Raw genomic sequence first — 23,971 nt, forward strand, 5'->3', positions numbered from 1 at the left:
GGTTCGGACCCCAAGGAACCACGCACCGCGGGGCGCTGAACCGGGCAGAAGGGGGCGGTGTAGGGGTGTCCCCGCAGACTGTGTCGCCCAAGTGCCGGTGGCGATGGCGCATAGATCGCCGGGTCCTGGCACACAGTCGTGGGGGCACCTCCTGGGGGCACCTCCCGGCCGAAGGCTGGGGGAGGTAGCTGGTGGGGGCACCTCCCGGCCGAAGGTTGGGGGAGCGAGTCACCCCGGAGACGGCACCGACCCAACCGGCAACACAGCGCACCCCGCCCCACGGCGCAGGGCGCCAAAATCCAGCCCGTCCGGCGTTTGTGGGGGCACCTCCTGGGGGCACCTCCCGGCCGAAGGCTGGGGGAGGTAGCTGGGGGAGGATCGGCAACCCCGCCGGGGGCGGCGGGGCACCCCGCGGTGGGCCCGGGCCCCCCGCCGGGGGCGGCGGGGCACTTCGCGGTGGGCCCGGGCCGGGACTGGGGGCTCATGCGTCCGGGACGGGGGGCCGGGGACCGTGAGGGTGTCGTCGCGGGGCCCGTGGGTGGAGGGGCGCCGCATCCTCGCGGAAGGCGTTGATGAGGGTGTGCAGGATTTACGGTCATTTCGGTGCCGATGTGTCGGCACACGAACTGAAACTGGCGTCGGCCGCCCAGCGGCACGGCGGTCCCGATGCGCAGCACAGCTCGTACGGCCCGGGGTGGGGGCTCGGGAGCAATCGGCTGGCGATCACGGACCCGGGGGGGCGGCCGGCAGCCGTATGAACTGGGCGCCGGGATCAAGGCGGTATTCAACGGTGAGGTCTACAACCACGAGGCGCTGCGGGCCCGGCTGAAGGACCGGGGTTACCGCTTCCCGGACGCCTGCGACGGATCCGTGCTGCCCGCGCTGTACGCGGAGTACGGCGAGGGATTCGCCGAGCACCTGGACGGGATGTTCGCCGTGGCGCTGATGGACCTGCGCCGGGAGCCGACCCTCGTACTGGCCACGGATGACGCGAGCATGAAGCCGCTGTACTACCGGTGGGACGCGGCCCGGCGCGAAGTGTACTTCGCGTCGGAACTGCCGGCGCTGCTCGCGCTCCAGCAGCGACGTCCCGCGCAGTGGGCGCCGGGGCTGGACGCGTATCTCGCGACGAAGACGCCGTTCGGCGAGGAGACGATGGTCGAGGGCGTACGGGTGCTGCCCCCGGGCGCCACGTTGGTCTGCAGCCGGAGCAGGGGGTTGCGGCTGACGCGGCGCACGGCGCGGGACGCCGTCGGGGAAACCGACCGGGCCGGGCAAGAACTGCGGGGCTCGGGGGAGCGGGTCCTCAACGCCCTCCGGGACGAGGTCCGCCGGCTGGCCGTCGCCGATGTGCCGGTGTGCGCGGTCACCAGCGGGGGATTGGACTCCAGCCTGGTGACGGCGCTGATGGCGCAGCGCGGCGCCGGGCCCGGACTGCACACGTTCAACATCGCGTACCAGGGCGAATGGCCCTGGGACGAGAGGCACTTCGCCCGCGAGGTCGCTGAGCTGTGCGGGACCAGGCACCACCAGGTCGAACTCGATGTCGCAGATATCCCCGGGATGCTGCCGGAGGTCGTGTGGCACTCGGGCCAGCCCAACGCGGACCCGATCACGGTCAGCACGTACGCGCTGTTCGAGGCGGTCCGGGCCGAAGGCTTCAAAGTGGCCCTGACCGGCGACGCGGCGGACGAGGCCTTTGGCGGCTACGCCCGGGTCAAGGCGGCGCTGCGGGCGGACGGGGCATGGATCCCGGCCTACGTGGACGCGCTGGCGGCCGTACCGGCGGCGGCGCGGGAACGTCTTTACAGTTCCGACTACCGGGCCTACGTCGCCGATCGGGGCAGCGCGTCGGACCTGATCGCGAGGCGGCTCTCCGAAGCCGAGGCGCAGGCGTCCCGGCTGGATGTGCTGACCGCCTTCGAGACGGATATCCGGCTCCCCGCGTACCACCTGCGCAGGGTGGACCACCTGAGCATGGCGCACTCCGTCGAGGTACGCCTTCCGTTCTGCCAGCGCCCGGTGTCCGGGCTGGCCCGCTCCCTGCCCGCGGCGCACCGGGTCGACGGGCCGCGCGGAAAGCTCGCACTGTACGAGGCTGCCGCCGGGCTGCTGCCTCCCTCCGTGATCGACCGCCCGAAGCAGCCGTTCACGCTGCCGGTGACGGCGATGCTGAGCCCCGGCTCGCCGCTGACGGCCTACGCCCGGGAGCTGCTTTCGCCGGGGCGGCTGAGGGCGGCCGGGCTGCTGGATCCGGCGGCGGTGGGCGTGCTGTTCAAGGCGCAGCGGGAGCGGCCGGCGGACGGTACGGCGCTGGCGATCTGGGCGCTGATGGTGTTCGAGCTGTGGCGCGAGCAGTTCGCGGTGGCCACGGCCTTCACACCTGTCGTACGCGAACGCAGTCCGGTGCCGCTGCCCGTGCTCACCCGCCGGCCCTCGCTGGTGGAGGTGGAGTCATGACACCGGTGATCGCGTACCTGTCCCGCGCGGTCGGTGCCCCCGGTCCCACGCTCGTCATGGACCGGGCCGCCCTGCCGGCCGGGGAGGAGGCGTTGCTGGCCGCGCTCGCGGACATCCGGCGGCGGCTGCCCGAGGTGTCCGGCGCGGAGGTGCTGAAGCTGGCCCTGATCGGGCCGGCCCGGCACCCGCTCTACGACCTGGACTACCGCTTCGTTCAGGCCATGCCAGGCGCGCCCGACCGTTTCGACTTGCGAGGCAACTGCGGCCACTCCATTCTCGCGGCCATCACCGCGGCCGAGCGGATGGGCCTGCTGCCGCGCCTCGCACCGGGCCAGCGGGTGCGCGTCAACGCGCTCAACAACGGTGACCGCGTGGTGTGCGAGGTCGACCAGGCGGGGCGGCGCGGCTCTGTGTTCACCGCGCATTTCCTCGCCGAGCCGGGCACCCGGCTCGGTTCGCTGCTGATGACCGGGAAGCCGGTGTCGGAGGGGGCGGCGGCGGTGGCGTCGTCGTACGTACGGATGGGCAATCCGTACATCTTCGTGGACGCGGCGGACCTGGGCGTACGACACCAGGACGGCCTCTTCCGCGACGACCGGAAGCTGTTCGCCGCGCTGACGCGGCTGCGCGAGGACGCGGCCGTCCGGCTGGGCTGGGCGCCCGAGGGCGCGTTTCCGAAGATCGCCGCGGTCGCGTCCTTCCGGCCCGGACGTCTCGCGGTGCGCGCCCTGACGGTTCCCGGCTGGCACCCCGGCCTGGCGCTGACCGGCGTGGTGTGCCTCGCGGCGGCGACGGCGATCGGCGGCACGGTGCCGAACCGGCTGCTCGGCCCCGACCGGGCCGCCGCCGGGCGGATCGCCGTCGACACGCCCGGCGGGCCGGTGACGGCCGCCTGTGCGACCACCGGCGACAGCACGGACGACGAGCTGATGTGGATCAGCGTCGGCGAGAAGGAGTCCAACCCCGTCGGGCCGGTGAACCTCGGTCCGCTCACCGTCACCCCGATGCCCGAGGAGGCAGCGCCATGCCTGAGCCTGTCCGCGTAACCGGCGGCAAGCACGCCGGACCGGCCGAGCGGCCGTACGACCTGGTCCTGACCGACGTCCGGGCCGTCACCCCGGCCGGGGTGATCCACGGCGGCGTCGCAGTACGCGACGGGGTGCTGCTGCGGTTCCTGTCCGCCGAGGAGCGCCCCCGGGCGGCCCGCACCGTGGACGGCGGCGGCAGGTATCTGCTGCCGGGCCTGATCGACTCGCACGTCCATTTCCGCACCCCCGGACTGACCTACAAGGAGGACTGGGAGCACGGCAGCAGGGCCGCCGCAGCCGGCGGAGTGACCACTGTCATCGACATGCCCAACACCCTGCCGCCACTGCTCGATCCCGCCGACGCCGCCCGCAAGGCGGCCATGGTGCAGGGCCGTTCCCTGGTGGACTACCGCTTCCACCTCGGTGTCGCGGGCGACGACCCGTCCCCGCTGCTCGATGCCACGCCGCGCGAGGCCACCAGCGTCAAGGTGTTTCTCGCCGGGCACCACACCGCGCCGACCGTCGTCCGCGATCCGGCGAGCCTGACCCGGATCTTCGGTTACGCCCGGGAGAGCGGGCTGCGCGTGGTGCTGCACGCCGAGGACGACGGTGTCTTCGAGCTGCTGGACAGCTGGACCGGCGCGCCCGGCCGCTACCTCGACTACGAGCGGGTCAGGCCACGCAGTGGCGCCATCGTCGCCGTGGCGAAAGTGCTCGAACTCGTACGGCGGCACGGCACGGCCGTCCACGTCCTGCACGTCTCCACGGCCGAGGAGGCCGACCTGCTCGCCGCCGCCGCGCACGCCGGGCTGCCAGTCACCTTCGAGGTGACGCCGCACCACCTGTCCTTCACCGCCGCCGACAGCGCCCGGATCGGGGCGCGGGCCCGGCTGAGTCCGGCGATCCGGCACGAGCGCGACCAGCGGCGGCTGTGGGAGGCGGTGCTGGCCGGGCAGGCCGCGACCATCGGCAGCGACCACGCGCCGCACACCCGCGAGGAGAAGCTGCGCCCGGTCGCGGACGCCCCGCCAGGGCTTCCCGGCGTGCAGGAGATGCTGCCCGCCGTCTTCACAGGCATGCGGCGGCACGCGCCCTGGCAGTCACCCGGCACGCACCTGGAACTGATCGCGCGTCTGCTGGCCGCCAACCCGGCCGACCTGTTCGGCATCGACGGCCGCAAGGGCCGCCTCCTGCCCGGCCGCGACGCCGACTTCGTCCTCTTCGACGCGGACACCCCGTGGATGGTCACCGGCGCCGCCATGCACTCCAAATGCGGCTGGTCCGCCTACGAGGGCTGGACCATGGCCGGCCAGGTCCGGCTCACCGTCCGGCGCGGCCAGATCATCTACGACGCCGACGCCCCCGGCACCTTCGGCCCGCCCGACGGCCGCTGGCTCGACGCCGCCCGCCCCGCCACCCCGGCCCACCCCACCCGGGGAGCCGTCCGATGACCGGCGAACCCGGGCCCGAGGCCGAGGCCGGTGCCGCGGGGCCTGTCCGGCGCCTGTTCGGCTGTGGGCCCCGCTGGTCCGCGCCGTGGGGGCGGGAGGAGATTTTTCCGGCGCGAGGGCGGGCAGCCGCCACTGCGCGGATCGGCGGTTATGAGGTGGCCGCAGGCCAGCGGCTACGTCCTGCCGGGCGAGGTCTGTCGACGCCGCCCGTCGCTGGGGAGCCCCCGGTGCCCGTCGGGGCTGCCGGAACGGCGACCGGGACCGGTCCCGGGGGGCACGCCCTCGCGGTGACCGCTGCCGCGTGTGGGCTGTCCGTCGCGAGCATCTACTACGCCCAGCCGTTGCTCCCGGAGCTCACCCGGAGCTTTCACGTCCCGCATGCCGCCGCCACGGCGGTGGTGACCGCCGGGCAGGTCGGCTACGCGTGCGGTCTGGCGCTGGTCGTACCGCTCGGCGACATCGTGGACCGGGTGCGGCTCGCGTCGCGGTTGCTGGTGCTGGCGGCCCCGGCGTTGCTACTGGCGGCGGCGGCACCGGCGCTGTGGGTGCTGACGGTCTCGGCCGGGCTGCTGGGCATCGCCGCCAGCGCGTCCCAGGTGCTGGTGGCGCTCACCGCCGCCGCCTCGCCGGAGCAGATACGGGGCAGGGCGGTCGGCACCGTCATGGGCGGGCTCACCGCGGGGATACTGCTGGCCCGGGTGTTCGCCGGAGCCGTAACCGGCCTCCTCGGCTGGCGCGCCGTATATGTGACCGCCGCGGTCCTGGTCACCGGCATGGCCTTCGCCCTGCGCGCCGTGCTGCCGCAGCAAGCGCCGCAGGCACGAGGAGGGCACTACGCGCGGCTGCTGGCCGGCACGCTGCGGCTGGCCGCCGCCGAGCCGGTGCTGCGCCGGCGGTGCGTGTACGGCTTCGCGGCTTTCGCCTCGTTCTCCGCGTTCTGGACGCCCAGCGCGTTCCTGCTCACCGGTGACCCCTACCACTTCGGGGAGAGCGCGGTCGGGGCGTTCGCCCTGGCGGGACTGGTTGGGGTGCTGTCCGCGCGGCCGGCGGGCCGGATGGCCGACCGGGGCCACGCCCGGGCGGCGACAGGGGTGTTCCTGGCGCTCATGGTGGCGTCGTTCGTGCCGCTGGCACTCGGCGGGCGGCACCTGGGGGCGCTGATCGCCGGGGCGGTGCTGCTCGATTTCGGACTGCGCGGCGCGCAGACCGCCAACCAGCAGCAGATCTACCGCCTGCCACGGGTGGCGCACAGCCGCGTGACCACCGTCTACATGACCAGTTACTTCATCGGCGGCGCGGTCGGCTCGGCGGCCTCCGCGTCCGTCTACGCCCATTTCGGCTGGCCGGGCGTGTGCGTGCTCGGAGCCGCCCTCGCCGCCGCGCCGCTCCCGCTGTGGGCCGCGGAGAGGGACCGCCCCACCACCCGCACCACTCCTGTGGAGGACACGGAATGACCACCGACCTGACCCAGACGACAAGCGCCCTGCCGACAACCCTGCCGACAACCCTCCAGAAGTTCGCCGATCCGCTGCGGATCCCCCGCCGGTGGCACCCCGAGCCCGGCCCTCAACACATTCCGCTGACCGTGCGCAGCCGCTCCGCCGCGATCCGGCTGCACTCGCAGCTCCCCCCGACGCCGCTGTGGACGTACGAGGGCGACTTCCCGGGACCCGTCATCGAGGTGCGCCGGGGCCGGCGGCTCCGTGTTTCGTGGACCAACGGCATCACCAGCCCCTACCCCGTGGTCGCCGCCCACCTGGACGACGCCGCCGGCAATCCGTCGCTCGCCATGAACGACCCCGGGGTCGGCGCCGCCACGATCACACCGGGAGTGGCCGCGCTGCCCGCCTGGAACGTCGTCCATCTGCACGGAGCGGTGACCGGCGGCGGCAGCGACGGCTGGACCGAGAACGCCGTGCTCTTCGGCGAGTCGCAGCTGTCCGACTACCTCAACGACCAGCCGGCGATGACGCTCTGGTACCACGACCACGCGATGGACATCACCCGCTACAACGTGATGGCCGGGCTCGCCGGGATGTACCTGCTGCGGGACGAGGAGGAGGACCGGCTCGGGCTGCCCTCGGGCGACGCCGAGGTACCGCTGGTGATCTGCGACCGCAATTTCGTCACCGACGACAGTGGCGGCCTCACCGGGCAGCTGCTCCACAAGACCACCGGCACCCTGCCCTTCTTCGGTCCCTACACCCTGGTCAACGGTGTCATCTGGCCGCACCTGGAGGTACGTCCGCGCTGGTACCGCTTCCGGGTGCTCAACGCCTCCAATGCCCGCGTCTACCGTCTGCACCTGCTCGGCGAGGACAATGAGCAGGTCACCGGCGCCGGTTATCTGATCGGCACCGACAGCGGCCTGCTCGGCGAGCCGCTCGCACTGCCCGCCGGGGGCCTGACCCTCGCCCCGGCCGAGCGGGCCGACATCCTCATCGACTTCGGCGCGCTCAAGGGCCGGAGGCTGCGGCTGGTCAACTCGGCGCAGGCCCCGTTCCGCGGCGATCCGCTCCCCGACGGCGTACGCCCCGGTGATCCACTGCCCGGCGCCCGGCTCCCCGAGCCCGATGTCATGGAGTTCCGGGTGGCCGACGCCCCGGCCGACGACCCGTTCCGGCTCCCTGCGACGCTCTCCGCGGGCTTCCTGCGCCTCACCCACGACAATGTGGCCGCGCACGAGCACCGCATGCTGATGCTGGCCGCCGACAAGGAGGGCACCCTCGGGCTGTGGGAGATGGCGGAAGCCGACGCGGGCCAGGCGCCCACCGGGCCCGGCACCGTGCTGGACGGCATCGTCCAGGTCAAGGACGACAAGGGCGTCACCAAGACGTACCAGCGACTGGCGTCCCGCTTCGACGACACCCTCAACTGGCATGTCCGCCTCGACGGTTGGGAGCAGTGGAAGATCCTCAACGTCAGCGGGATCCTGCACCCCATCCACATCCACCTCATCCGCTTCCAGGCCCTGTCCGTCGAGGGTTACGACACGGCGGCGTTCCTCCCCGCCGGCGGCGGTACGGCGAAGGACGCGCCGGTCGCCTACACCGGGCCGCTGGACATCGAACCGGCCGAGCAGGGCTGGAAGGACGTCATCAGGGTGCCGGCCGGCACGATGGTCTCCGTCGCGGGCCGCTTCGGCGGCGCCACAGGGCGGTTCATGTACCACTGCCACATCCTGGAGCACGAGGACGCCGGGATGATGCGGCCCTTCTCGGTCATGCCGGGAGCGGTGATGGACACGGATCCCGGCATGGGACACGGCGGGGACCCCGGACACGAGCACGCTTAGGGGCCGCGCGGCCTCTTAACGCTGAACACGAGTACCCTCCGGCGCCGGGCTTGATGGGTCCGGTGAAGATCAAACACGCTGAGTTGCACGACTGTGCCGGTGATGATGGGCTGAAGAAGCCGTACGCCGCGATCCGGCACGGCCCGGGCGGCCCTCCCAGCGGTAGTCGGGGGGAGATCGTGGCATTGCCGGAACGCTCTGGTAGCTCCGCTATGACGGCAACCCGGCGCCTTGCGATCGCAGGCGCCGCTGCGGACATCAGCCTCCCCCAAGGTGCCGCAGCACGGCGGGCCGCTCCCTTGCCCACGGAAATCGGCCGAACAGGCCCCAGCTGCCGGGAGGGCAGGCATGACGACAGCAGTGATGCGCACGATTCCGCTCCCCTCGGGGGAGGAGATCCCGGCTCTCGGGCAGGGCACCTGGTATCTCGGCGAGGACCCGAGCCGGCGTGGCGACGAGATCGCTGCCCTGCGGCTGGGCCTGGACCTCGGCATGACCGTCGTCGACACGGCGGAGATGTACGGCGACGGCGCCGCCGAGGAACTCGTCGGGGAGGCCATCGACGGGCGCCGTGAGGAGGTCTTCCTGGTCAGCAAGGTGCTTCCCGGCCACGCGAGCCGCCGGGGCACAGTCTCCGCCTGCGAGGGCAGCCTGCGGCGGCTCGGTACGGATCGGCTGGACCTCTATCTGCTGCACTGGCGCGGACGGTTCCCGCTGGAGGAGACCCTCGCCGGATTCGCCGACCTGGTGGCCGCGGGAAAGATCCGCCACTGGGGGGTGAGCAATCTGGATGCCGCCGACATGGTCGAGCTGACCTCCCTGCCCGGCGGCGGCGCGGTGGCGCTCGACCAGGTGCTCTACAACCTGACCCGACGCGGCATCGAGTGGGACCTGCTCCCCTGGTGCCGCCGGAACGGGGTGGCCGTCATGGCGTACTCGCCCATCGAGCAGGGGCGGCTGCTGCGCGCCGAGACCCTGCGGGCCGTGGCCCGGAGCCTCGGGGCCTCTCCCGCCCAGGTGGCGCTCGCGTGGGTGCTCGAACAGGGTGTGGCCGCGATCCCGCGGTCCGGACGGCCGGAGCACGTCCGGGAGAACCGCGGCGCGGCGGACCTCCGGCTGCCTGCGGAGGTGCTCGCCGTCCTCGACGAGGCGTTCCCGCCGCCCAGCGGGCCCGTACCGTTGGAGGTGCTCTGACCGTTCCTCAGCGCTGAGCGGGAGTGTGTCCTGGCTCGGTGCGCGTGTCCCGAACGGTGTTGGGTGCGCTGGTTGCCCGCGTTCGCGTACCTGGTGGCGGCACCCGTCGTGCGGGTGGTCCGGTCCGAGGTGGGCGGGTTTCCATTCGTACGCAACGACCAACAGCTCACCGATCCCACGGAAGGGATGGACCAGGATGGCGCACCCGGTGCTCGTCGTCGGCATGGGCGGTTCGCTGCGGACCCCTTCGACCAGCCTCGCGGCCCTGCTGGTTCCGTTGTCGTTCCGTCACTGCGGGGCACGCATCTCGTCGCCGTCCCTTCACTTGGTGCAGGGCTTTCCCGGCGAGCAGTGGTCCGGCTGGGGCGGGCTCTTGCGGTCCTTGTCGCCGCCGCCACCACCGTTGCCGCCGCCACCGTCCTCGTCCCCGGGTGCCCCCAGGACCCGGAGCCGCCGCATTTCCCTGATCCAGGGAAATGTCACCGCGGCGGCAGCGGCCAGAGCCGACAGCGAAAGTGCCATGATGTTCATCCGGCGGGCCTTCCGTGACATCGCGAACCTCCATACGTTGTGACCGGTCATCCAGTGCTCCAAGATTTGCCCGCCCGATGTCCCAGGCGCATGTGGCACAGGTCATGAAATGGACCCAGAGCCACCCGTAAGGGCACCGCCGACCGGCGGGATCGAGGCGCGCACCACCACCCCCAGGGGGCCGTTCTCGGCCGTGAAACTGCCGCCGAGCTCCTCCGCCCGCTCGGCCATCGACCGCAGCCCCACGCCGCCGCCCGTACGGTGCGGGGGGAGCCCGCAGCCGTCGTCGCTGACCTCGACCGTGATCGCGCCGGGCGCCAACCGCACCGCCAGCAGGGCGTGTGCCGCCCCGGAGTGCCGTACGACGTTGTTCAGCGCCTCGCCGCCGATCCGGTAGACGGCCACTTCCACCGCGGCCGGCAGCGGCGGCAGCGGATCGGGGTGCACGATGACGTCGATCTGCGGACGCCCCGCCGACCGGCCGCCCAGCCGCTCCGCGAGCTGTCGCAGGGCGCAGGGCAGGCCGAGCCGGTCCAGGGCCGCCGGGGACAGGCCGTCGGTGATCCGGCGCAACTCCACGATGGCCTGCCCGATGCCCTCGGACACGTCCAGCAGCGGCAGCACGGCCGGGGATCCCGCGGTGACCGCCGCGCGGGCGGTGTCCACCTGGAGGCGCAGCGCGGACAGCGTCGGTCCCAGCCCGTCGTGCAGATCGTGGCGCAGCCGGCGGCGGGCTTCCTCGCGGGTGATGACGAGCTGCTCCCGGCTCGCCTGGAGGTCTTCGTAGAGCCGTAGCGAGGCGATGGCGGGGGACGCCTGGTCGGCCAGGAAGCGCAGGACGCCATGGTCCTGGCGGTCCAGCGTCCGGTCGCCGGGCCGGGGCGGTACGAGCAGGTGCCCGATGGAGGCGCCCTCGTACGTGAGCGGGAAGACCACGCAGTCCGGGCCCGGGTCCCCCGCGACGGCCAGCTCCCGGGGGCCGGCGCGGGTGTGGACGACGACCCGGGCGCCGGGCAGCCTGAGCGTGCGGACCACGGTCTCGCTCAGCAGCCGTGGTGCGTCGCCCGGCCCCACGGCCCGGCTGAGCCGCTCGGCGAGGTCGCGCACGACATGGTAGGGGCGGGCCCGTTCGCCGTAGTAGAACCGGTCGACGACCCGCAGCGCCCAGCGTCCGGTCGGGCGCAGCACGAGCCCGATCGCCAGGGCGGCCCCGGCCAGCGCCAGCGCGCCGGTGGTGCGCGCCCCGGGCAGCGAGCGGGACAGCGCCAGGGCCAGTGCGGTGTACGCGGCGATCAGGCAGACGGCGAGGACGAAGGCGGCCAGCACCCGGCGGGTGGAGCGGTCCGGGTGAGTGGACCGGTCCCGGGCGAAGACGTATCCCAGCGTGAGCGGCCACACGGCGGCGTCGGCGTAGTAGACCACCCGGGCGGGCGTGCCGCGCAGGCCGACGTAGTAGCCGAGGAAGATCACGCCGACCCAGAGCAGATAGGGCAGCAGCAGGGCCGCGTGCCGCAGCGGATGCGGCCCGGTGGCGCGGGGCCGGCGGACCAGCAGGACCGTGAGGCTGACCAGCAGGATCGCCAGCGGGACGATCATCACCGGCTTACCCAGCGCGGAGTCCGCCCGGCCTGCCAGGTCTCCCCACATCCCTCGCTGGTACGGGTTCGGCAGCCCGTACCAGTCGGCCGACGTACCGGTGTCGTAGTACTCCTCCAGCACGCTCCATCCGGTGACGGCGACCGCGTACACCCTGCCCCGCCGGGGGCCCGGCAGCCGTCCGGAGGGAAGCCACAGGGGCAGCGCGAAGATGACGAAGAAGTAGAGGGTGTCGGCGGCCATCACGAGGGTGACGACAGCGGTGACGGGTCCCGGCCCCGGCCGGATCAGGGCCGCGGTGATCGACACCGCGTGCGCCAGCGTCAGGGCCAGTCCGGCGGACAACAGCAGCACGCCCACGGCGCGGCCGGAGCGGTGGGTCGTGGCGAAGACCCCGGACAGGGCGAATCCGGTTCCCACCACCACGTAGATCCCGTAATCCCCGAGCCCGGAGTCCCGCAGCCCGGGGTCGTCCAGGTGCGTGAGCGCCAGCACCACCCACACGGCGGCGGACAGCAGTGCCAGGCCGCACGCGGCGCAGGCGCAGGCGCGGGCGAGAGTCGAGTCGGGTGCGCTCATGGCCCTCCTGACAGCGGGCCGCCGTGGGCGGTCGGGGCTCCACCCTCCGGCCCGGACAGTCCCGGGCGCACGGGGCGGTTGTCCCGTCCCGGTCCCGGTCCCGGTTCCGGACCGGGTGCGCCGGCCGGGCGCTCCGCTGTCGGCCGCTGTCAGCGCTCGTCACCGAGGCCCATGTCGCGGGCGAGGGCCACCGCCTCCGCGCGGGTGGCCACCTGGAGCTTCTCGAAGATGTGCGTGACGTGGTTGCGTACGGTCTTCTCCGCCACATACAGCTCACGGGCGATCCGCCGGTTGTCGTACCCGCGCGCGACCAGGGTGAGCACCTCGCACTCCCGCACGGTGAGCGCGGGGAACAGGGCTTCCGCGGCGCGCTGCCGGCCCCCGGTGATCAGCGGTGTGATGCGGTCCGCCATGACCTTCCCGAAGACCGCGCCGCCCGCCGCGACGGTACGTACCGCGTAGAGCACCTCGTCCCGCCCGGCACCCTTCACCAGGTAGCCGCGGGCCCCGGCCTGCAGCGCCGCGAGCAGGCTGCCGTCGTCGTCGGACATGGTCAGCATCAGCACCGGCACCGGGGTGTCGCCGTCCATGAGCCGCCGGGTGGCCTCGATACCGGAGGCGTCCGGCAGCGACACGTCCATCACCACTACATCCGGCCGGTGCCGCGCCACCGCGCCGGGCACCGCCCCGGCGGTCTCGGCCTCCGCGACCACTTCGACGCCGTCCGCGCTTTCCAGCGCCGCGCGCAGGCCCGAGCGGAACAGCGGGTGATCGTCGACGATCAGCACGCGCACGGCGTCGGGGTTCTGGAGTGCCTGGGTTTCCTGCTGGACTTCCTGACCGGCCACAACTGCCCATACTAACCGTGTCCGTGTGGATACTCTGCGAATTCACCTCGGCGGGGGCCGCCCTGCCCGCGACGCTCCCCCGGGCCTGGCGGCTGGGAGGTGCGCCCAGGCACGCACGCTCGCCGCGTTGTCGAATCGTCCGCCACGAAAGACCGGCCCTGGGGCCGCGCGGTGCGAGACCGGCGTCAAAGGTTGCGACAATGGATCGCATGCCTTCCGTACTGCCTGACGGCGAGCCCGTGCCCGAGGACGGAGCGCTGCCCGCGAGCGCGCTCGCCGGGGCGGCGGACCGGCCGCTCGGGTTCTATCTGCACGTCCCGTACTGCGCCACCCGCTGCGGCTACTGCGACTTCAACACGTATACGGCCAGTGAGCTGCGCGGCTCCGGCGGAGCCCTCGCCTCGCGCGAGAACTACGCCGACACACTCATCGACGAGATCCGGCTGGCCCGGAAGGTCCTCGGCGACGACCCGCGCCGGGTCGAGACCGTCTTCGTCGGCGGCGGCACACCGACCCTTCTTCCCGCCGCCGACCTGGCGCGGATGCTGGCGGCGATCCGGGACGAATTCGGCCTCACGGACGACGCGGAGATCACCACCGAGGCCAACCCAGAATCCGTCGACCCGGCGTATCTGGACCGGCTGCGGGCCGGCGGCTTCAACCGGGTCTCCTTCGGCATGCAGAGCGCCCGGCAGCATGTGCTCCAGGTGCTGGACCGGCGGCACACCCCGGGCCGGCCCGAGGCCTGTGTCGCCGAGGCGCGGGCGGCGGGCTTCGAGCACATCAACCTGGACCTGATCTACGGCACCCCCGGCGAGTCCGACGACGACTGGCGGGCGTCGCTGGACGCGGCGACCGGCGCGGGGCCCGACCACATCTCCGCCTACGCCCTGATCGTCGAGGAGGGCACCCAGCTCGCCCGCCGGATCCGCCGCGGCGAGGTGCCGATGACGGACGACGACGTCCACGCCGACCGCTATCTGATCGCCGAACAGGCGCTCGCCGCCGCCGGATTCGAGTGGTACGAGGTCTCGAACTGGGCGACCTCGGCCGCCGGCCGCTGCCGGCACAACGAGCTGTACTGGACGGGCGCGGACTGGTGGGGCGCCGGGCCGGGCGCACACAGCCATGCCGGCGGCGTCCGCTGGTGGAACGTCAAGCACCCAGGGGCGTACGCCCAGGCCCTCGCGGAGGGCCGCACGCCCGGCGCCGGCCGCGAACTGCTGACGGACGAGGACCGCAGGGTGGAGCGGATCCTGCTGGAGCTGCGGCTCGCCGCCGGGTGCCCGCTGGACCTGCTCGCCCCCGCCGGGGCCCGTGCAGCAGCCCGCGCTCTGACGGACGGGCTCCTGCAGTCCGGCCCCTACGAGGACGGCCGCGCCGTCCTCACCCTGCGCGGGCGGCTGCTCGCGGACGCCGTCGTACGGGATCTGGTTGATTAGGGGGTCTGACCAGGGTCTACTGCGAGGGGCAGTTGAGCTCCGTGAGCTTCGGGGTACGAAGACCGGAGCCACGACCGCAGAGGATCCTGGAACTGGCTTCGACCTTGCCTGGGGGGTACCAGACGCGGATCACATCGATGCCGTGCACGTCCTGGGGCTGGTACGGCTGGGTGCCGGTGAAAGTGACCGTCCCGGTAGGCATGTTTTCGATCATGACGTTGCGCAGATTGCCCCAGGTCTCTGCGGCGTTGTGCGCCTCACCGCCGCGTGAGGCGGCCGTGTACATGGCGGCTGTCGCCTCGTACGCCAACACGATCTGACCGCTCGCGAAGACCTTGTCCTTGTACCAGGGATTCGCCGCAGCGGTCTGTTGCGCATCCAGTTCCTGGAACGTCTCCCGCGCCCGGGGGTAGAAATTGCCCTTGCCCTGATCCATGGGGGCGAGCGAGGTGTAGTAGACCGTCACATTGGGCGCGTTGACGGTGTCCTGGTTCTTGGAGATGTCATCGCCGGTGTAGACGGTGATCTGCTTGTCGGAACAGCCCGATGTCTGGTTCAGCTGGTCCATGAGCACGGGTATGTCCTCCACGCGCCCGGCGAAGTACAGCGCGTCGGGCACATGGGCGGCGCTGCAGATCGCGGCGACCGGCCCCTGGAGGTTGGCCGATCCATTCTCACCGAGCTCGTAGCTCTGGCTGTTGTTGGGGACGAAGCCCGCTTCCCGCAGCATGTTCGTGCCGACGCGCCGCTGCTCCGTGGCGTACCGGTCGTGATCGTTGGTGACGGTCTTCCGGGAGAGCACGACGGAGTACTTCTTCGGCCCCTGCTGGGCCTGACGCCTGGCTATCCCCAGCATGGCCTGGGCCTCTTCGTCGTCGGTCGCGGCCAGCCCGAAGTAGTTGGCGTAGCTCTTCGCGAAGTAGCTGCCGGAGTTGGTGGTGTCGACGACGGGCAGCCCGGCCCGTGCCAGGGCCTTGGTGGCGGGGTCGCTGAAGTCCGTGTCACGTCCCATGCCGACGACTCCGACGATGCTGTGGTCCTGCGCCGCCAGCCGGACGATGGAGTTCACCATGGCCGTCGTATTGAGCATGTCGTTGCCGCCATTGGCGAGCAGCACCCTGATTTTGACCTCGTAGTTCGAGCTGTTGCTCTCGTGCTGGTAGAGGTAGACGCCGGTCAGCTCCTCAAGCCCCTTCTTGGCGCTGTCGTTGCCCGGGGTGAGCGGGCCCGCGTAGACGATGGTGGCGATCTTCTTGCTGCTTTTGACCGTCGCGTTCTCCGCGCGGACCGCCTGCTCGACCTTGGCGAAGGTGACGCCCTTGCCCGAGCCGTCCAGCTCGAGCCCGCTGCGCTTGGCGAAGAGCACGCCGCCGGTGGCGACGCCGATGCACTCCTTGTGACCCGCGCGGTCGGGGAGCCACACCGAGTCGGTGTTGGAGCCGATGAGCTGGCCGTCGCAGTAATGGTGGGATATTCGGACGTTGGCCAAGGAGCCGAGGGCGAGGGCGGCTGCGAGAACGACGCCGAGGCCGGTCCGGGACCACAGCACCCTGGTGGCGGTCCGCCGGATGCGGGTGGTGGAGCGTTGCACGGGGCGGGGGCGCAGCTGGTCGGCGGCGAGCGGCAGCCAGAGGATCCACGGCAGCCGGGGGGCCAGGCTCGGGGACTGACCGACGCTGAGGTTCACCACCCACTGCTCGTAGCGGGCGTACGGCCCCGAGGGCTGCTCGTCGTCGTCACCGGCGAAGTCGCCGTCGGCGGGTTCCGCGCGGGGCCGCAGGGCCTCGGTGGCGGGGATGGCGGCCAGCACGAGCAGCGGATCGACCTCGCTGCGGCGGCTGCGTACGTTGCTGATGGCGCGGAGCAGCAGCATGCCGCCATTGGTCGCGGTGGCGTGCGGGAGGAAGACCACGGGCGGCACGGTGCGCTTGCGCCGCCGCAGGTCGAGGGAGCGGGGGCGGAAGTTGTACCGCAAGTCCTCCAGCAGGGCCAGCACCCGCAGCTCCAGGTAGAACTGGCGGGCCTTGGCACGTTCCTCGGACTCTGTGCGGGACTCGGCGGCGACGAACTGCTCGGCGACGGCGAAGGCGCGCCCCTGGATGGTCTCCCAGGACTTGGTCGGCCGCCAGCGCGACCACTCGCCGGTCTGCGGCCGGGCGGCCGAGGGGGCGAGGAAGGTGGTGGTGGCGAACCACTGGCTCGCGTGGCGCAGCCACAGCAGCGGCGGGGCCTTGCGGGCCAGCCACCTTATGGCCGTGAAGGCCGCGAAGGCCCCGACGCCGACGCCCATCGCGGTCTGCCAGCCGGCCGCGCCGAGCAGCACGCTGAAGCCCGCGAGGAAGATGGCCCCGGCGAACCCGGACGGGTTGAGAGCGGACCGTATCGAGTCCTGCAGCCCGGCTATCCGCCGGCTGGCCCCCGGCCGCCAGCGCAGCTCGGCGAGCCGGGCCAGGAGCCGGGCTCTGCGGTCGGCGGTGGTCAGTGGTCTGCGGCCGACCGCGTCGTCGGCCTCGGAGGCCGCCTGTTCGATGGCGGACAGCAGCCGGGAGCGCGGGAAGGTGAAGGGCCGGTACTGCGAGCGGGTCTGGTTCTCCCACGGGTGCTCGCTCAGCTCGCGCACCCTGGCCACGGCGCCCGCGTACGGGCCCTCGCCGTGGTCACTGTCCTCCAGCAGCTTCGAGAGCAGCCCCCGTGGCTGCTGGGCCTTCTGGACGAAGTGCACGATCTCCCGTACCCGCCGCTCCAGGACGCCGGGGCGGTCGGATTCCGCCGCCTGGAGGACGACGAGCGGCAGTAGCGGCCCGTTCCTCGGGTAGTCGTCGATCAGTCGTTCAAGCAGATCGAATACGGACTCGGCCGCTTCGACCTCCACCGTGCCACGCCAGACTTCGGGCGCCATATGTGCCTCCCCCGCAACGCCGTAGCTGAGGGACACTCATATACCCAGATGCCGGTCCGTGTAGAGCGCAATCAGGGCATCGTGACGAAATCGATCAATTCCTCCACCCGGCCCAGGAGTTCCGGCTGCAGATCCTTGTAGGAACGGACCGAGGACAGGATGCGCTGCCAGGCGGCCCCTGTATTCGGCTCCCAGCCCAGTGCCCGGCAGACACCGGTCTTCCAGTCCTGCCCGCGCGGGACGGACGGCCAGCCGGGAATGCCGACCGAGGACGGCTTCACGGCCTCCCACACGTCGATATAGGGATGCCCGACGACGAGCACATTCGCGTCCGTCACCTCGGCGGCGATCCGGGATTCCTTGGAACCCGGGACCAGATGGTCGACAAGGACGCCGAGCCGGGCGTCGGGACCGGGCGAGAAACCGGCCACGATGGCGGGGAGGTCGTTAATGCCTTCGAGGTACTCGACCACGACGCCCTCGATCCGCAGGTCGTCGCCCCAGACCCGCTCGACGAGCTCCGCGTCGTGCCGGCCCTCCACATAGATCCGCCCCGCGCGGGCCACCCGGGCACGTGCGTCCGGCACCGCGATGGACCCGGAGGCCGTCAGCCGGGGCGCACGCGGGGCGCCGACACCGGCTCCTGGCCCTGGCCGTACGAGCGTGACGGGGCGCCCTTCGAGCAGGAATCCACGCGGGGTCATCGGAAAGACCCGGTGCTTGCCGAAGCGGTCCTCCAGAGTCACCGTCAGGCCCTCGGCCGTCTTCTCGCAGCGGACTACGGCGCCGCAGAAGCCGCTGTCGGCCTCCTCGACCACCAGGCCCGGCTCGGCGGCGGCTTCCGGGGCCGGGACGCTCTTCTTCCAGGGCGGGGTGAGATCCGGGCCGTAACTCCTGCTGCGCATGGCAGGGATCGTAGCGGCGGCTGTTCAGAGCGGCTGCTTTACGCCTGGCTACGACACGCCGGTGGTTACGACACACCGAAACGGGCGGCCAGTTCGTCCCTTTGCGCCCGGACGAACCGCGCGTCGACCACCGCGCCGTGTCCCGGTACATAGAGCGCGGTCTCGCCGCCCAGCCGCAGCAGCCGGTCCAGGGTCGCGGGCCACTGCCGGGCCAGTGAGTCGGGGCCCGCCTGCGGCTCGCCGGACTCCTCGACGAGGTCACCGCAGAAGACGACAGCGGGCGTGCCGGGCACGACCACGACGAGGTCGTGCGTGGTGTGGCCGCCGCCGGGGTGCACCAGCAGCACCTCTCGGGCGCCGCCGAGGTCGAGCGCGTACCGCTCGTGGATGAGATTGCCCGGCCGGACCAGGGCCTCGATGGCCTCGGTGGCCTCGTCCGGGGCGACGCCGTGCGCCACAGCGTCGTCGCGCAGCGTGACCCCGCCGCGCTCCAGGTAGCCGTCGAGGGACATCTCCCCGTACACCTGCGCGTGCGGGAAGACGGAGGCGCCGAGCACATGGTCGAAGTGGCCGTGGGTGAGCACGATGTGGCTGACCGGCCGTCCGGTGAGCTCCATCACTTGTTGCCGGAGCTCCTCGCCCTCGCGTGGGGTGGAGCCGGCGTCGATCATGAGCACGCCCTCGTCCCCGACGACGATCCCGATCGTTACGTCCAGGAATGGGAGCCGGCGCCGTGCGACGCCGGGGGCGAGGTGCTCCCAGCCGCCGAGGTCTCTGCGTGTGCTGTCGCTGTCCACGGGGTGAAGGTATCGCCGGTGGCCTGAAGTTGCCGGTAGCGTGGCCGGTCATGGCGGATCACGGCGGTCATGACAAGTGGTTCGCGGGGCGGTTCGGACCTGGCCTTGCCGTGGCCTTGCTACTGCGCCGTACACTGACTGCGGGGAGTTGGCACTCAAAACGGAAGAGTGCCAGGTGACGGCCGAATGGCGGACTGGAGGTGTACGCGATGCTCAGTGAACGGCGGCTCGAAGTGCTGCGTGCGATCGTCCAGGACTATGTGGGCACCGAGGAGCCGGTCGGCTCCAAAGCACTCACGGAGCGGCACAGCCTCGGCGTGTCACCCGCGACCGTCCGCAACGACATGGCGGTGCTGGAGGACGAGGGCTACATCCACCAGCCCCACACCAGCGCCGGGCGGGTACCCACCGACAAGGGGTACCGGCTCTTCGTCGACAAGCTCGCGGGCGTCAAGCCGCTGTCCACGGCCGAGCGGCGGGCGATCCAGAACTTCCTCGACAGCGCGGTCGACCTCGACGACGTCGTGACCCGTACGGTGCGGCTGCTGGCGCAGCTGACCCGGCAGGTCGCTGTCGTCCAGTACCCCTCGCTCACCCGCTCCACCGTGCGCCATGTCGAGCTGCTCGCGCTTTCACCGGCCCGCGTCATGCTCGTACTGATCACGGACACCGGGCGGGTCGAGCAGCGGCTGGTGGACTGCCCCGCCCCGGTGGGCGAGACCGTGCTGGCCGATCTGCGGGCCCGGCTGAACAGCCGGGTGGTGGGGCGGCGGTTCGCCGATGTCCCACCGCTGCTGCAGGATCTGCCGGACAGCTTCGAGCAGGACGACCGGCCCGCCGTGTCGATCGTCCTCGCCACCTTGCTGGAGACGCTCGTCGAGGAGACCGAGGAGCGGATCATCCTCGGCGGCACGGCGAACCTCACCCGGTTCAATCATGATTTTCCGTTGACGATCCGCCCGGTGCTGGAAGCGCTGGAGGAGCAGATGGTGCTTCTCAAGCTGCTGGGGGAGGCCAAGGACTCGGGCATGACCGTACGTATCGGTCATGAGAACTTCCACGAGGGCCTCAACTCCACATCCGTCGTCGCGGTCGGCTACGGTTCGGGCGAGGAGGCCGTCGCCAAACTCGGCGTGGTCGGACCGACCCGCATGGACTACCCCGGAACGATGGGAGCGGTACGCGCAGTGGCACGTTACGTCGGACAGATCCTGGCGGAGTCGTAAGTGGCGACGGACTACTACGCCGTCCTGGGTGTGCGCCGCGATGCGGGCCCGGACGAGATCAAGAAGGCCTTCCGCCGCCTCGCGCGCGAGCTGCACCCGGATGTCAATCCGGATCCGAAGACCCAGGAGCGGTTCAAGGAGATCAACGCCGCTTACGAGGTGCTCTCCGACCCGCAGAAGAAGCAGGTCTACGACCTCGGCGGCGACCCGCTCTCCGCCAACGGCGGTGGCGCGGGCGCCGGCGGGCCGGGTGGCTTCGGGGCCGGGTTCGGCAACTTCAGCGACATCATGGACGCCTTCTTCGGGCAGCAGTCCCAGCGTGGACCGCGCTCGCGGACGCGGCGCGGCCAGGACGCGATGATCCGGCTGGAGATCGAGCTCGACGAGGCCGCCTTCGGCACCACCAAGGACATCCAGGTCGACACGGCTGTGACCTGCGCCACCTGCTCCGGCGAGGGCGCGGCGCCGGGCACCGCCGCCCAGACCTGCGACATGTGCCGCGGCCGCGGCGAGGTCTCCCAGGTCACGAGGTCCTTCCTCGGCCAGGTCATGACCTCGCGGCCGTGTCCGCAGTGCCAGGGGTTCGGTACGGTTGTGCCCACTCCGTGCCCCGAGTGCGCGGGCGACGGGCGCGTTCGCTCCCGGCGGACCCTCACCGTCAAGATTCCGGCCGGCGTCGACAACGGCACCCGGATCCAGCTCGCCGGCGAGGGCGAGGTCGGGCCCGGCGGCGGCCCCGCCGGTGACCTCTACGTCGAGATCCGCGAGTTGCCGCACGCGGTGTTCCAGCGGCGTGGTGACGATCTCCACTGCACGGTCACTCTGCCGATGACGGCCGCGGCTCTCGGCACGAAGTGTCCGCTGGAGACGCTGGACGGCCTGGAGGAGGTCGACATCCGGCCCGGCACCCAGTCCGGCCAGTCCGTCCCCCTCCACCAGCGTGGAATCACCCATCTGCGGGGCGGCGGGCGTGGGGATCTCATCGTCCACGTAGAGGTCCAGACCCCCAGCAAGCTCGACCCCGACCAGGAGGAGCTGCTCCGCCGCTTCGCCAAGCTGCGCGGCGAGGAGCGGCCGTCGGGCCACTTCCAGCCGGGCCAGCAGGGGCTGTTCTCGCGGCTGAAGGACGCGTTTAACGGGCGCTGAGTTTTGGCGCCCTGCGCCGGGGGTGGGGTGCGCTTTGTTCGGTGGTTGGGTCGGTGGCGCCTCCGGGGTGACTCGCTCCCCCAACCTTCGGCCGGGAGGTGCCCCCACGACTGTGTGCCAGGACCCGGCGTTCTTTGCGCCATCGCCGCCGGCACTTGGGCGACACAGTCTGCGGGGACACACCCCTGCACCGCCCCCTTCGGCCCGGTTCAGCGCCTTGCGGTGCGTGGTTCCTTGGGGTCCAAACCACCGGGTGCGGTGCCTTTGGTTTTACGGTCTCCGCCACGGCGAGGCCGTCACGCGCTTGTCCGGCTGGGAGGGGACGCGCCGGGGTGTCCCCGCAGGGGACGAGCGCGTGCACCCCGGGCAAGCGGGCTGTGGACCCGCACGCGCGAGCCCCGAGGAGATCACCCCACAGCGGCCCCGACCCCGACCACAACATCGCGTGCCGGCCAGCACGACCACCAAGCCCGTCCGGCGCTTGTGGGGGCACCTCCCGGCAACCACCGCAGAGGGGGCGCGGAACCGGCACGCCAGCGCCGGAGCACCCCGCCGCGCCGGTCCGGCCGGACAAACGGCACCCCCGAACGGGGGGACCCGGCACCGCCCCGGCCAGCCCGGCGAGGGCGACGTGAAACGATGAGCTCATGTCCGAGCTCTCCGAACTCGCCCTGTATCCGATCGTTCAGGCCCCGATGGCGGGCGGGGCGTCCAGCCCAAAGCTTGCCGCTGCCGTGTGCGAGGCGGGCGGGCTGGGTTTTCTCGCCGCTGGGTACAAGACCCCCGAGGCCATGTACGAGGAGATCAAGCAGGTCCGGAGCCTCACCCAGCAGCCATTCGGGATGAACCTGTTCATGCCGCAGCCGCACACCTCCGACCGCTCCGCCGTCGAGGTCTACGCGGAGCAGCTGGCGGGGGAAGCGGCCTGGTACGAGACGTCCCTCGGGGACCCCGACTCGGGCACGGATGACGCGTACGAGGCCAAGCTGTCCATCCTTGTCGACAATCCGGTGCCGGTGGTGAGCTTCACTTTCGGCTGTCCGAGCGGCAAGGCGCTGGCCTCGCTGGCCAAGGCCGGGACGTTGACCGTGGTCACCGTCACTTCTGTCGCCGAGGCGCAGACCGCCGAGCGGGCGGGTGCGGGGGCGGTGTGCGTCCAGGGCATCGAGGCGGGCGGCCACCAGGGCACCCATCGCGACGACCCGCGGCTCGACGGCGCGGCCGTCGGCCTCCTGGCGCTCGTCCCGCAGGTCCGCGAGGCGGTGGAGGTGCCGGTCATCGCGGCCGGCGGCCTGATGCGCGGCGACCAGATCGCGTCGGTGCTGGCGATCGGCGCGGACGCCGCCCAGTTGGGCACCGCGTTCCTGGTCTGCCCCGAGTCCGGCGCAAGCGCCCTGCACAAGCGGGCCGTCACGGATCCCGTCTTCACTCACACCGAGTTCACCCGGGCCTTTTCCGGCCGTCCTGCGCGGGGTCTCGTCAACCGCTTCATGCGCGAGCACGGACGGTATGCCCCGGCGGCGTATCCGCAGGTCCACCACTTGACGTCGCCCCTGCGCAAGGCCGCCGCCGCGGCCGGTGACCCGCAGGCCATGGCCCTGTGGGCCGGCCAGGGCCACCGTCTCGCCCGTGACCTGCCCGCCGGCCAGCTCGTCGAGCTCCTGGCCGACGAACTCGACGCCGCCCGCAACGCGATGGCCGCATCGTGACCGCGCCGGTCTTTGTCGTCGAGCCCGGGCGGCTCAGCGGCGACCGGATCGTGTTGTCCGGCCCCGAGGGCCGGCACGCGGTGTCGGTGCGCCGGCTGCGGGTCGGGGAGGAGATCGTCCTCACGGACGGGCGGGGGAGGGCGGCTTACGGCTCCGTCGCCGCGGTCTCCGGCAAGGACGAGCTGGAGGTCGCCGTCGATGAGCTACGGACCGAGCCGGAGCCCCGGCCCCGTATCACTGTCGTCCAGGCACTGCCGAAGGGCGACCGCGGCGAGCTCGCCGTGGAGACCATGACCGAGACCGGCGTGGACGCGATCGTGCCGTGGGCGGCTGCGCGCTGCATCACCCAGTGGAAGGGCGAGCGCGGCGCCAAGGCTCTGGCGAAATGGCGTTCCACCGCGCGGGAGGCCGCGAAGCAGTCGCGGCGGCTGCGGTTCCCTGACGTGGCCGATGCCATGACGACCCGTCAGGTCGCTGGGCTGCTCGGCGCCGCCGATTTTGCCGCGGTCCTGCACGAGGAGGGCGCGGAGCCGCTGGCTGCTGCCCCGCTGCCGGACGACGGCGACCTCGTCCTCGTCGTCGGCCCCGAGGGCGGTGTCTCGCCGGACGAGATCGACGCCTTCGCCGCGGCGGGGGCCAAACCGTACCGCCTGGGCCCGACCGTGCTCCGGACCTCCACGGCGGGGGTCGCCGCTACGGCGCTGCTGCTGGGCCGCACAGGCCGCTGGGGCTAAGAGGGCCCGGCAGTAGGCGGGGCGGCGTCGCGGGCCGAGCTGTGACATCAGCCGACTCCGTCGGCGGGCTCGCCTGGCGGCGTTGTCGTCGGTCGCCGCAGCTCCGCTGTGTCTTCCTCCTCCGCCTTGCC

At 72.1% G+C, this 23,971-nt stretch carries 17 protein-coding genes; 11 read left to right on the forward strand and 6 right to left on the reverse strand.

Annotated elements, in window-relative coordinates; all coding sequences use genetic code 11:
* Positions 1–666 precede the first annotated feature (666 nt).
* The 6 genes from asnB (at position 667) to FCI23_RS14485 (ending at position 9,428) form a co-directional block, all read left to right on the forward strand.
* A complete protein-coding gene (gene asnB, locus FCI23_RS14460) occupies positions 667–2,460 on the forward strand; it encodes an asparagine synthase (glutamine-hydrolyzing) (RefSeq protein ID WP_246143707.1) in 1,794 nt (597 codons plus the stop codon).
* Positions 2,457–3,506: a PrpF domain-containing protein gene (locus FCI23_RS14465; protein ID WP_136724135.1), complete on the forward strand. Its 1,050-nt coding sequence runs from the start codon at positions 2,457–2,459 to the stop codon at positions 3,504–3,506. Before asnB ends, FCI23_RS14465 begins: the two co-directional genes overlap by 4 nt.
* Positions 3,485–4,939: a dihydroorotase gene (locus FCI23_RS14470; protein WP_136724138.1), complete on the forward strand. Its 1,455-nt coding sequence runs from the start codon at positions 3,485–3,487 to the stop codon at positions 4,937–4,939. Before FCI23_RS14465 ends, FCI23_RS14470 begins: the two co-directional genes overlap by 22 nt.
* Positions 4,940–5,166: 227 nt before the next feature.
* Entirely contained in the window at positions 5,167–6,393 is a 1,227-nt protein-coding gene (locus FCI23_RS14475; RefSeq protein ID WP_169316795.1) for an MFS transporter, read from the forward strand.
* A complete protein-coding gene (locus tag FCI23_RS14480; RefSeq protein WP_136724144.1) occupies positions 6,390–8,234 on the forward strand; it encodes a multicopper oxidase domain-containing protein in 1,845 nt (614 codons plus the stop codon). The genes FCI23_RS14475 and FCI23_RS14480 overlap by 4 nt, the downstream gene beginning before the upstream one ends.
* A gap of 348 nt (positions 8,235–8,582) precedes the next feature.
* Positions 8,583–9,428, forward strand: coding sequence for an aldo/keto reductase (locus tag FCI23_RS14485; RefSeq protein WP_136724147.1), 846 nt, complete (start codon positions 8,583–8,585; stop codon positions 9,426–9,428).
* Positions 9,429–9,749: 321 nt separating this feature from the next.
* Here the strand turns inward: FCI23_RS14485 and FCI23_RS14490 are convergent, their stop codons facing one another.
* The 3 genes from FCI23_RS14490 to FCI23_RS14500 form a co-directional block, all read right to left on the reverse strand.
* Positions 9,750–9,980, reverse strand: a complete 231-nt coding sequence (locus FCI23_RS14490; RefSeq protein ID WP_136724150.1) for a hypothetical protein — start codon at positions 9,978–9,980, stop codon at positions 9,750–9,752.
* Between the two features lie 81 nt (positions 9,981–10,061).
* Positions 10,062–12,134 carry a sensor histidine kinase gene (locus tag FCI23_RS14495; protein WP_136724153.1) on the reverse strand — a complete coding sequence of 691 codons (2,073 nt, stop codon included), beginning with the start codon at positions 12,132–12,134 and terminating at the stop codon, positions 10,062–10,064.
* Positions 12,135–12,283: 149 nt separating this feature from the next.
* Positions 12,284–12,982 carry a response regulator gene (locus FCI23_RS14500; protein WP_246143708.1) on the reverse strand — a complete coding sequence of 233 codons (699 nt, stop codon included), beginning with the start codon at positions 12,980–12,982 and terminating at the stop codon, positions 12,284–12,286.
* A 209-nt stretch (positions 12,983–13,191) separates the two neighbouring features.
* On the opposite strand from FCI23_RS14500, the gene hemW reads away from it, so the two are divergent.
* Positions 13,192–14,424 carry a radical SAM family heme chaperone HemW gene (gene hemW, locus FCI23_RS14505; protein WP_136724156.1) on the forward strand — a complete coding sequence of 411 codons (1,233 nt, stop codon included), beginning with the start codon at positions 13,192–13,194 and terminating at the stop codon, positions 14,422–14,424.
* A 16-nt stretch (positions 14,425–14,440) separates the two neighbouring features.
* On the opposite strand, the gene FCI23_RS14510 is transcribed toward hemW, so the two are convergent.
* The 3 genes from FCI23_RS14510 to FCI23_RS14520 all read right to left on the reverse strand — a co-directional run bounded on the left by FCI23_RS14510 (position 14,441) and on the right by FCI23_RS14520 (position 19,025).
* On the reverse strand, positions 14,441–17,323 hold the full coding sequence (locus FCI23_RS14510) for an ABC transporter substrate-binding protein (protein WP_136724159.1): 2,883 nt from the start codon (positions 17,321–17,323) through the stop codon (positions 14,441–14,443).
* A 71-nt stretch (positions 17,324–17,394) separates the two neighbouring features.
* Entirely contained in the window at positions 17,395–18,228 is an 834-nt protein-coding gene (locus tag FCI23_RS14515; protein ID WP_136724161.1) for a DUF3097 domain-containing protein, read from the reverse strand.
* A gap of 65 nt (positions 18,229–18,293) precedes the next feature.
* Complete coding sequence (locus tag FCI23_RS14520; protein ID WP_136724164.1) at positions 18,294–19,025, reverse strand: MBL fold metallo-hydrolase; 732 nt, start codon at positions 19,023–19,025, stop codon at positions 18,294–18,296.
* Positions 19,026–19,234: 209 nt separating this feature from the next.
* On the opposite strand from FCI23_RS14520, the gene hrcA reads away from it, so the two are divergent.
* The 4 genes from hrcA (at position 19,235) to FCI23_RS14540 (ending at position 23,840) form a co-directional block, all read left to right on the forward strand.
* Entirely contained in the window at positions 19,235–20,251 is a 1,017-nt protein-coding gene (hrcA, locus tag FCI23_RS14525; protein WP_136724167.1) for a heat-inducible transcriptional repressor HrcA, read from the forward strand.
* Entirely contained in the window at positions 20,252–21,397 is a 1,146-nt protein-coding gene (gene dnaJ / locus FCI23_RS14530; protein WP_136724170.1) for a molecular chaperone DnaJ, read from the forward strand.
* A gap of 647 nt (positions 21,398–22,044) precedes the next feature.
* On the forward strand, positions 22,045–23,106 hold the full coding sequence (locus tag FCI23_RS14535; RefSeq protein WP_136724173.1) for a nitronate monooxygenase: 1,062 nt from the start codon (positions 22,045–22,047) through the stop codon (positions 23,104–23,106).
* Positions 23,103–23,840 carry a 16S rRNA (uracil(1498)-N(3))-methyltransferase gene (locus FCI23_RS14540; RefSeq protein ID WP_136724176.1) on the forward strand — a complete coding sequence of 246 codons (738 nt, stop codon included), beginning with the start codon at positions 23,103–23,105 and terminating at the stop codon, positions 23,838–23,840. Before FCI23_RS14535 ends, FCI23_RS14540 begins: the two co-directional genes overlap by 4 nt.
* Positions 23,841–23,971: the final 131 nt, after the last annotated feature.

It is taken from the genome of Actinacidiphila oryziradicis, assembly GCF_005047355.1.
GTDB classification, from domain to species: Bacteria; Actinomycetota; Actinomycetes; order Streptomycetales; family Streptomycetaceae; genus Actinacidiphila; species Actinacidiphila oryziradicis.

Coding starts and splice junctions, on each gene's coding strand:
- FCI23_RS14515 (WP_136724161.1), bottom strand. CDS start 18,228: ATGCGCAGCAGGAGTTACGGCCCGGATCTCACCCCGCCCTGGAAGAAG.
- FCI23_RS14510 (WP_136724159.1), bottom strand. CDS start 17,323: ATGGCGCCCGAAGTCTGGCGTGGCACGGTGGAGGTCGAAGCGGCCGAG.
- FCI23_RS14495 (WP_136724153.1), bottom strand. CDS start 12,134: ATGAGCGCACCCGACTCGACTCTCGCCCGCGCCTGCGCCTGCGCCGCG.
- FCI23_RS14470 (WP_136724138.1), top strand. CDS start 3,485: ATGCCTGAGCCTGTCCGCGTAACCGGCGGCAAGCACGCCGGACCGGCC.
- FCI23_RS14480 (WP_136724144.1), top strand. CDS start 6,390: ATGACCACCGACCTGACCCAGACGACAAGCGCCCTGCCGACAACCCTG.
- FCI23_RS14485 (WP_136724147.1), top strand. CDS start 8,583: ATGACGACAGCAGTGATGCGCACGATTCCGCTCCCCTCGGGGGAGGAG.
- asnB (WP_246143707.1), top strand. CDS start 667: ATGCGCAGCACAGCTCGTACGGCCCGGGGTGGGGGCTCGGGAGCAATC.
- FCI23_RS14465 (WP_136724135.1), top strand. CDS start 2,457: ATGACACCGGTGATCGCGTACCTGTCCCGCGCGGTCGGTGCCCCCGGT.
- FCI23_RS14490 (WP_136724150.1), bottom strand. CDS start 9,980: ATGTCACGGAAGGCCCGCCGGATGAACATCATGGCACTTTCGCTGTCG.
- hrcA (WP_136724167.1), top strand. CDS start 19,235: ATGCTCAGTGAACGGCGGCTCGAAGTGCTGCGTGCGATCGTCCAGGAC.
- hemW (WP_136724156.1), top strand. CDS start 13,192: ATGCCTTCCGTACTGCCTGACGGCGAGCCCGTGCCCGAGGACGGAGCG.
- FCI23_RS14535 (WP_136724173.1), top strand. CDS start 22,045: ATGTCCGAGCTCTCCGAACTCGCCCTGTATCCGATCGTTCAGGCCCCG.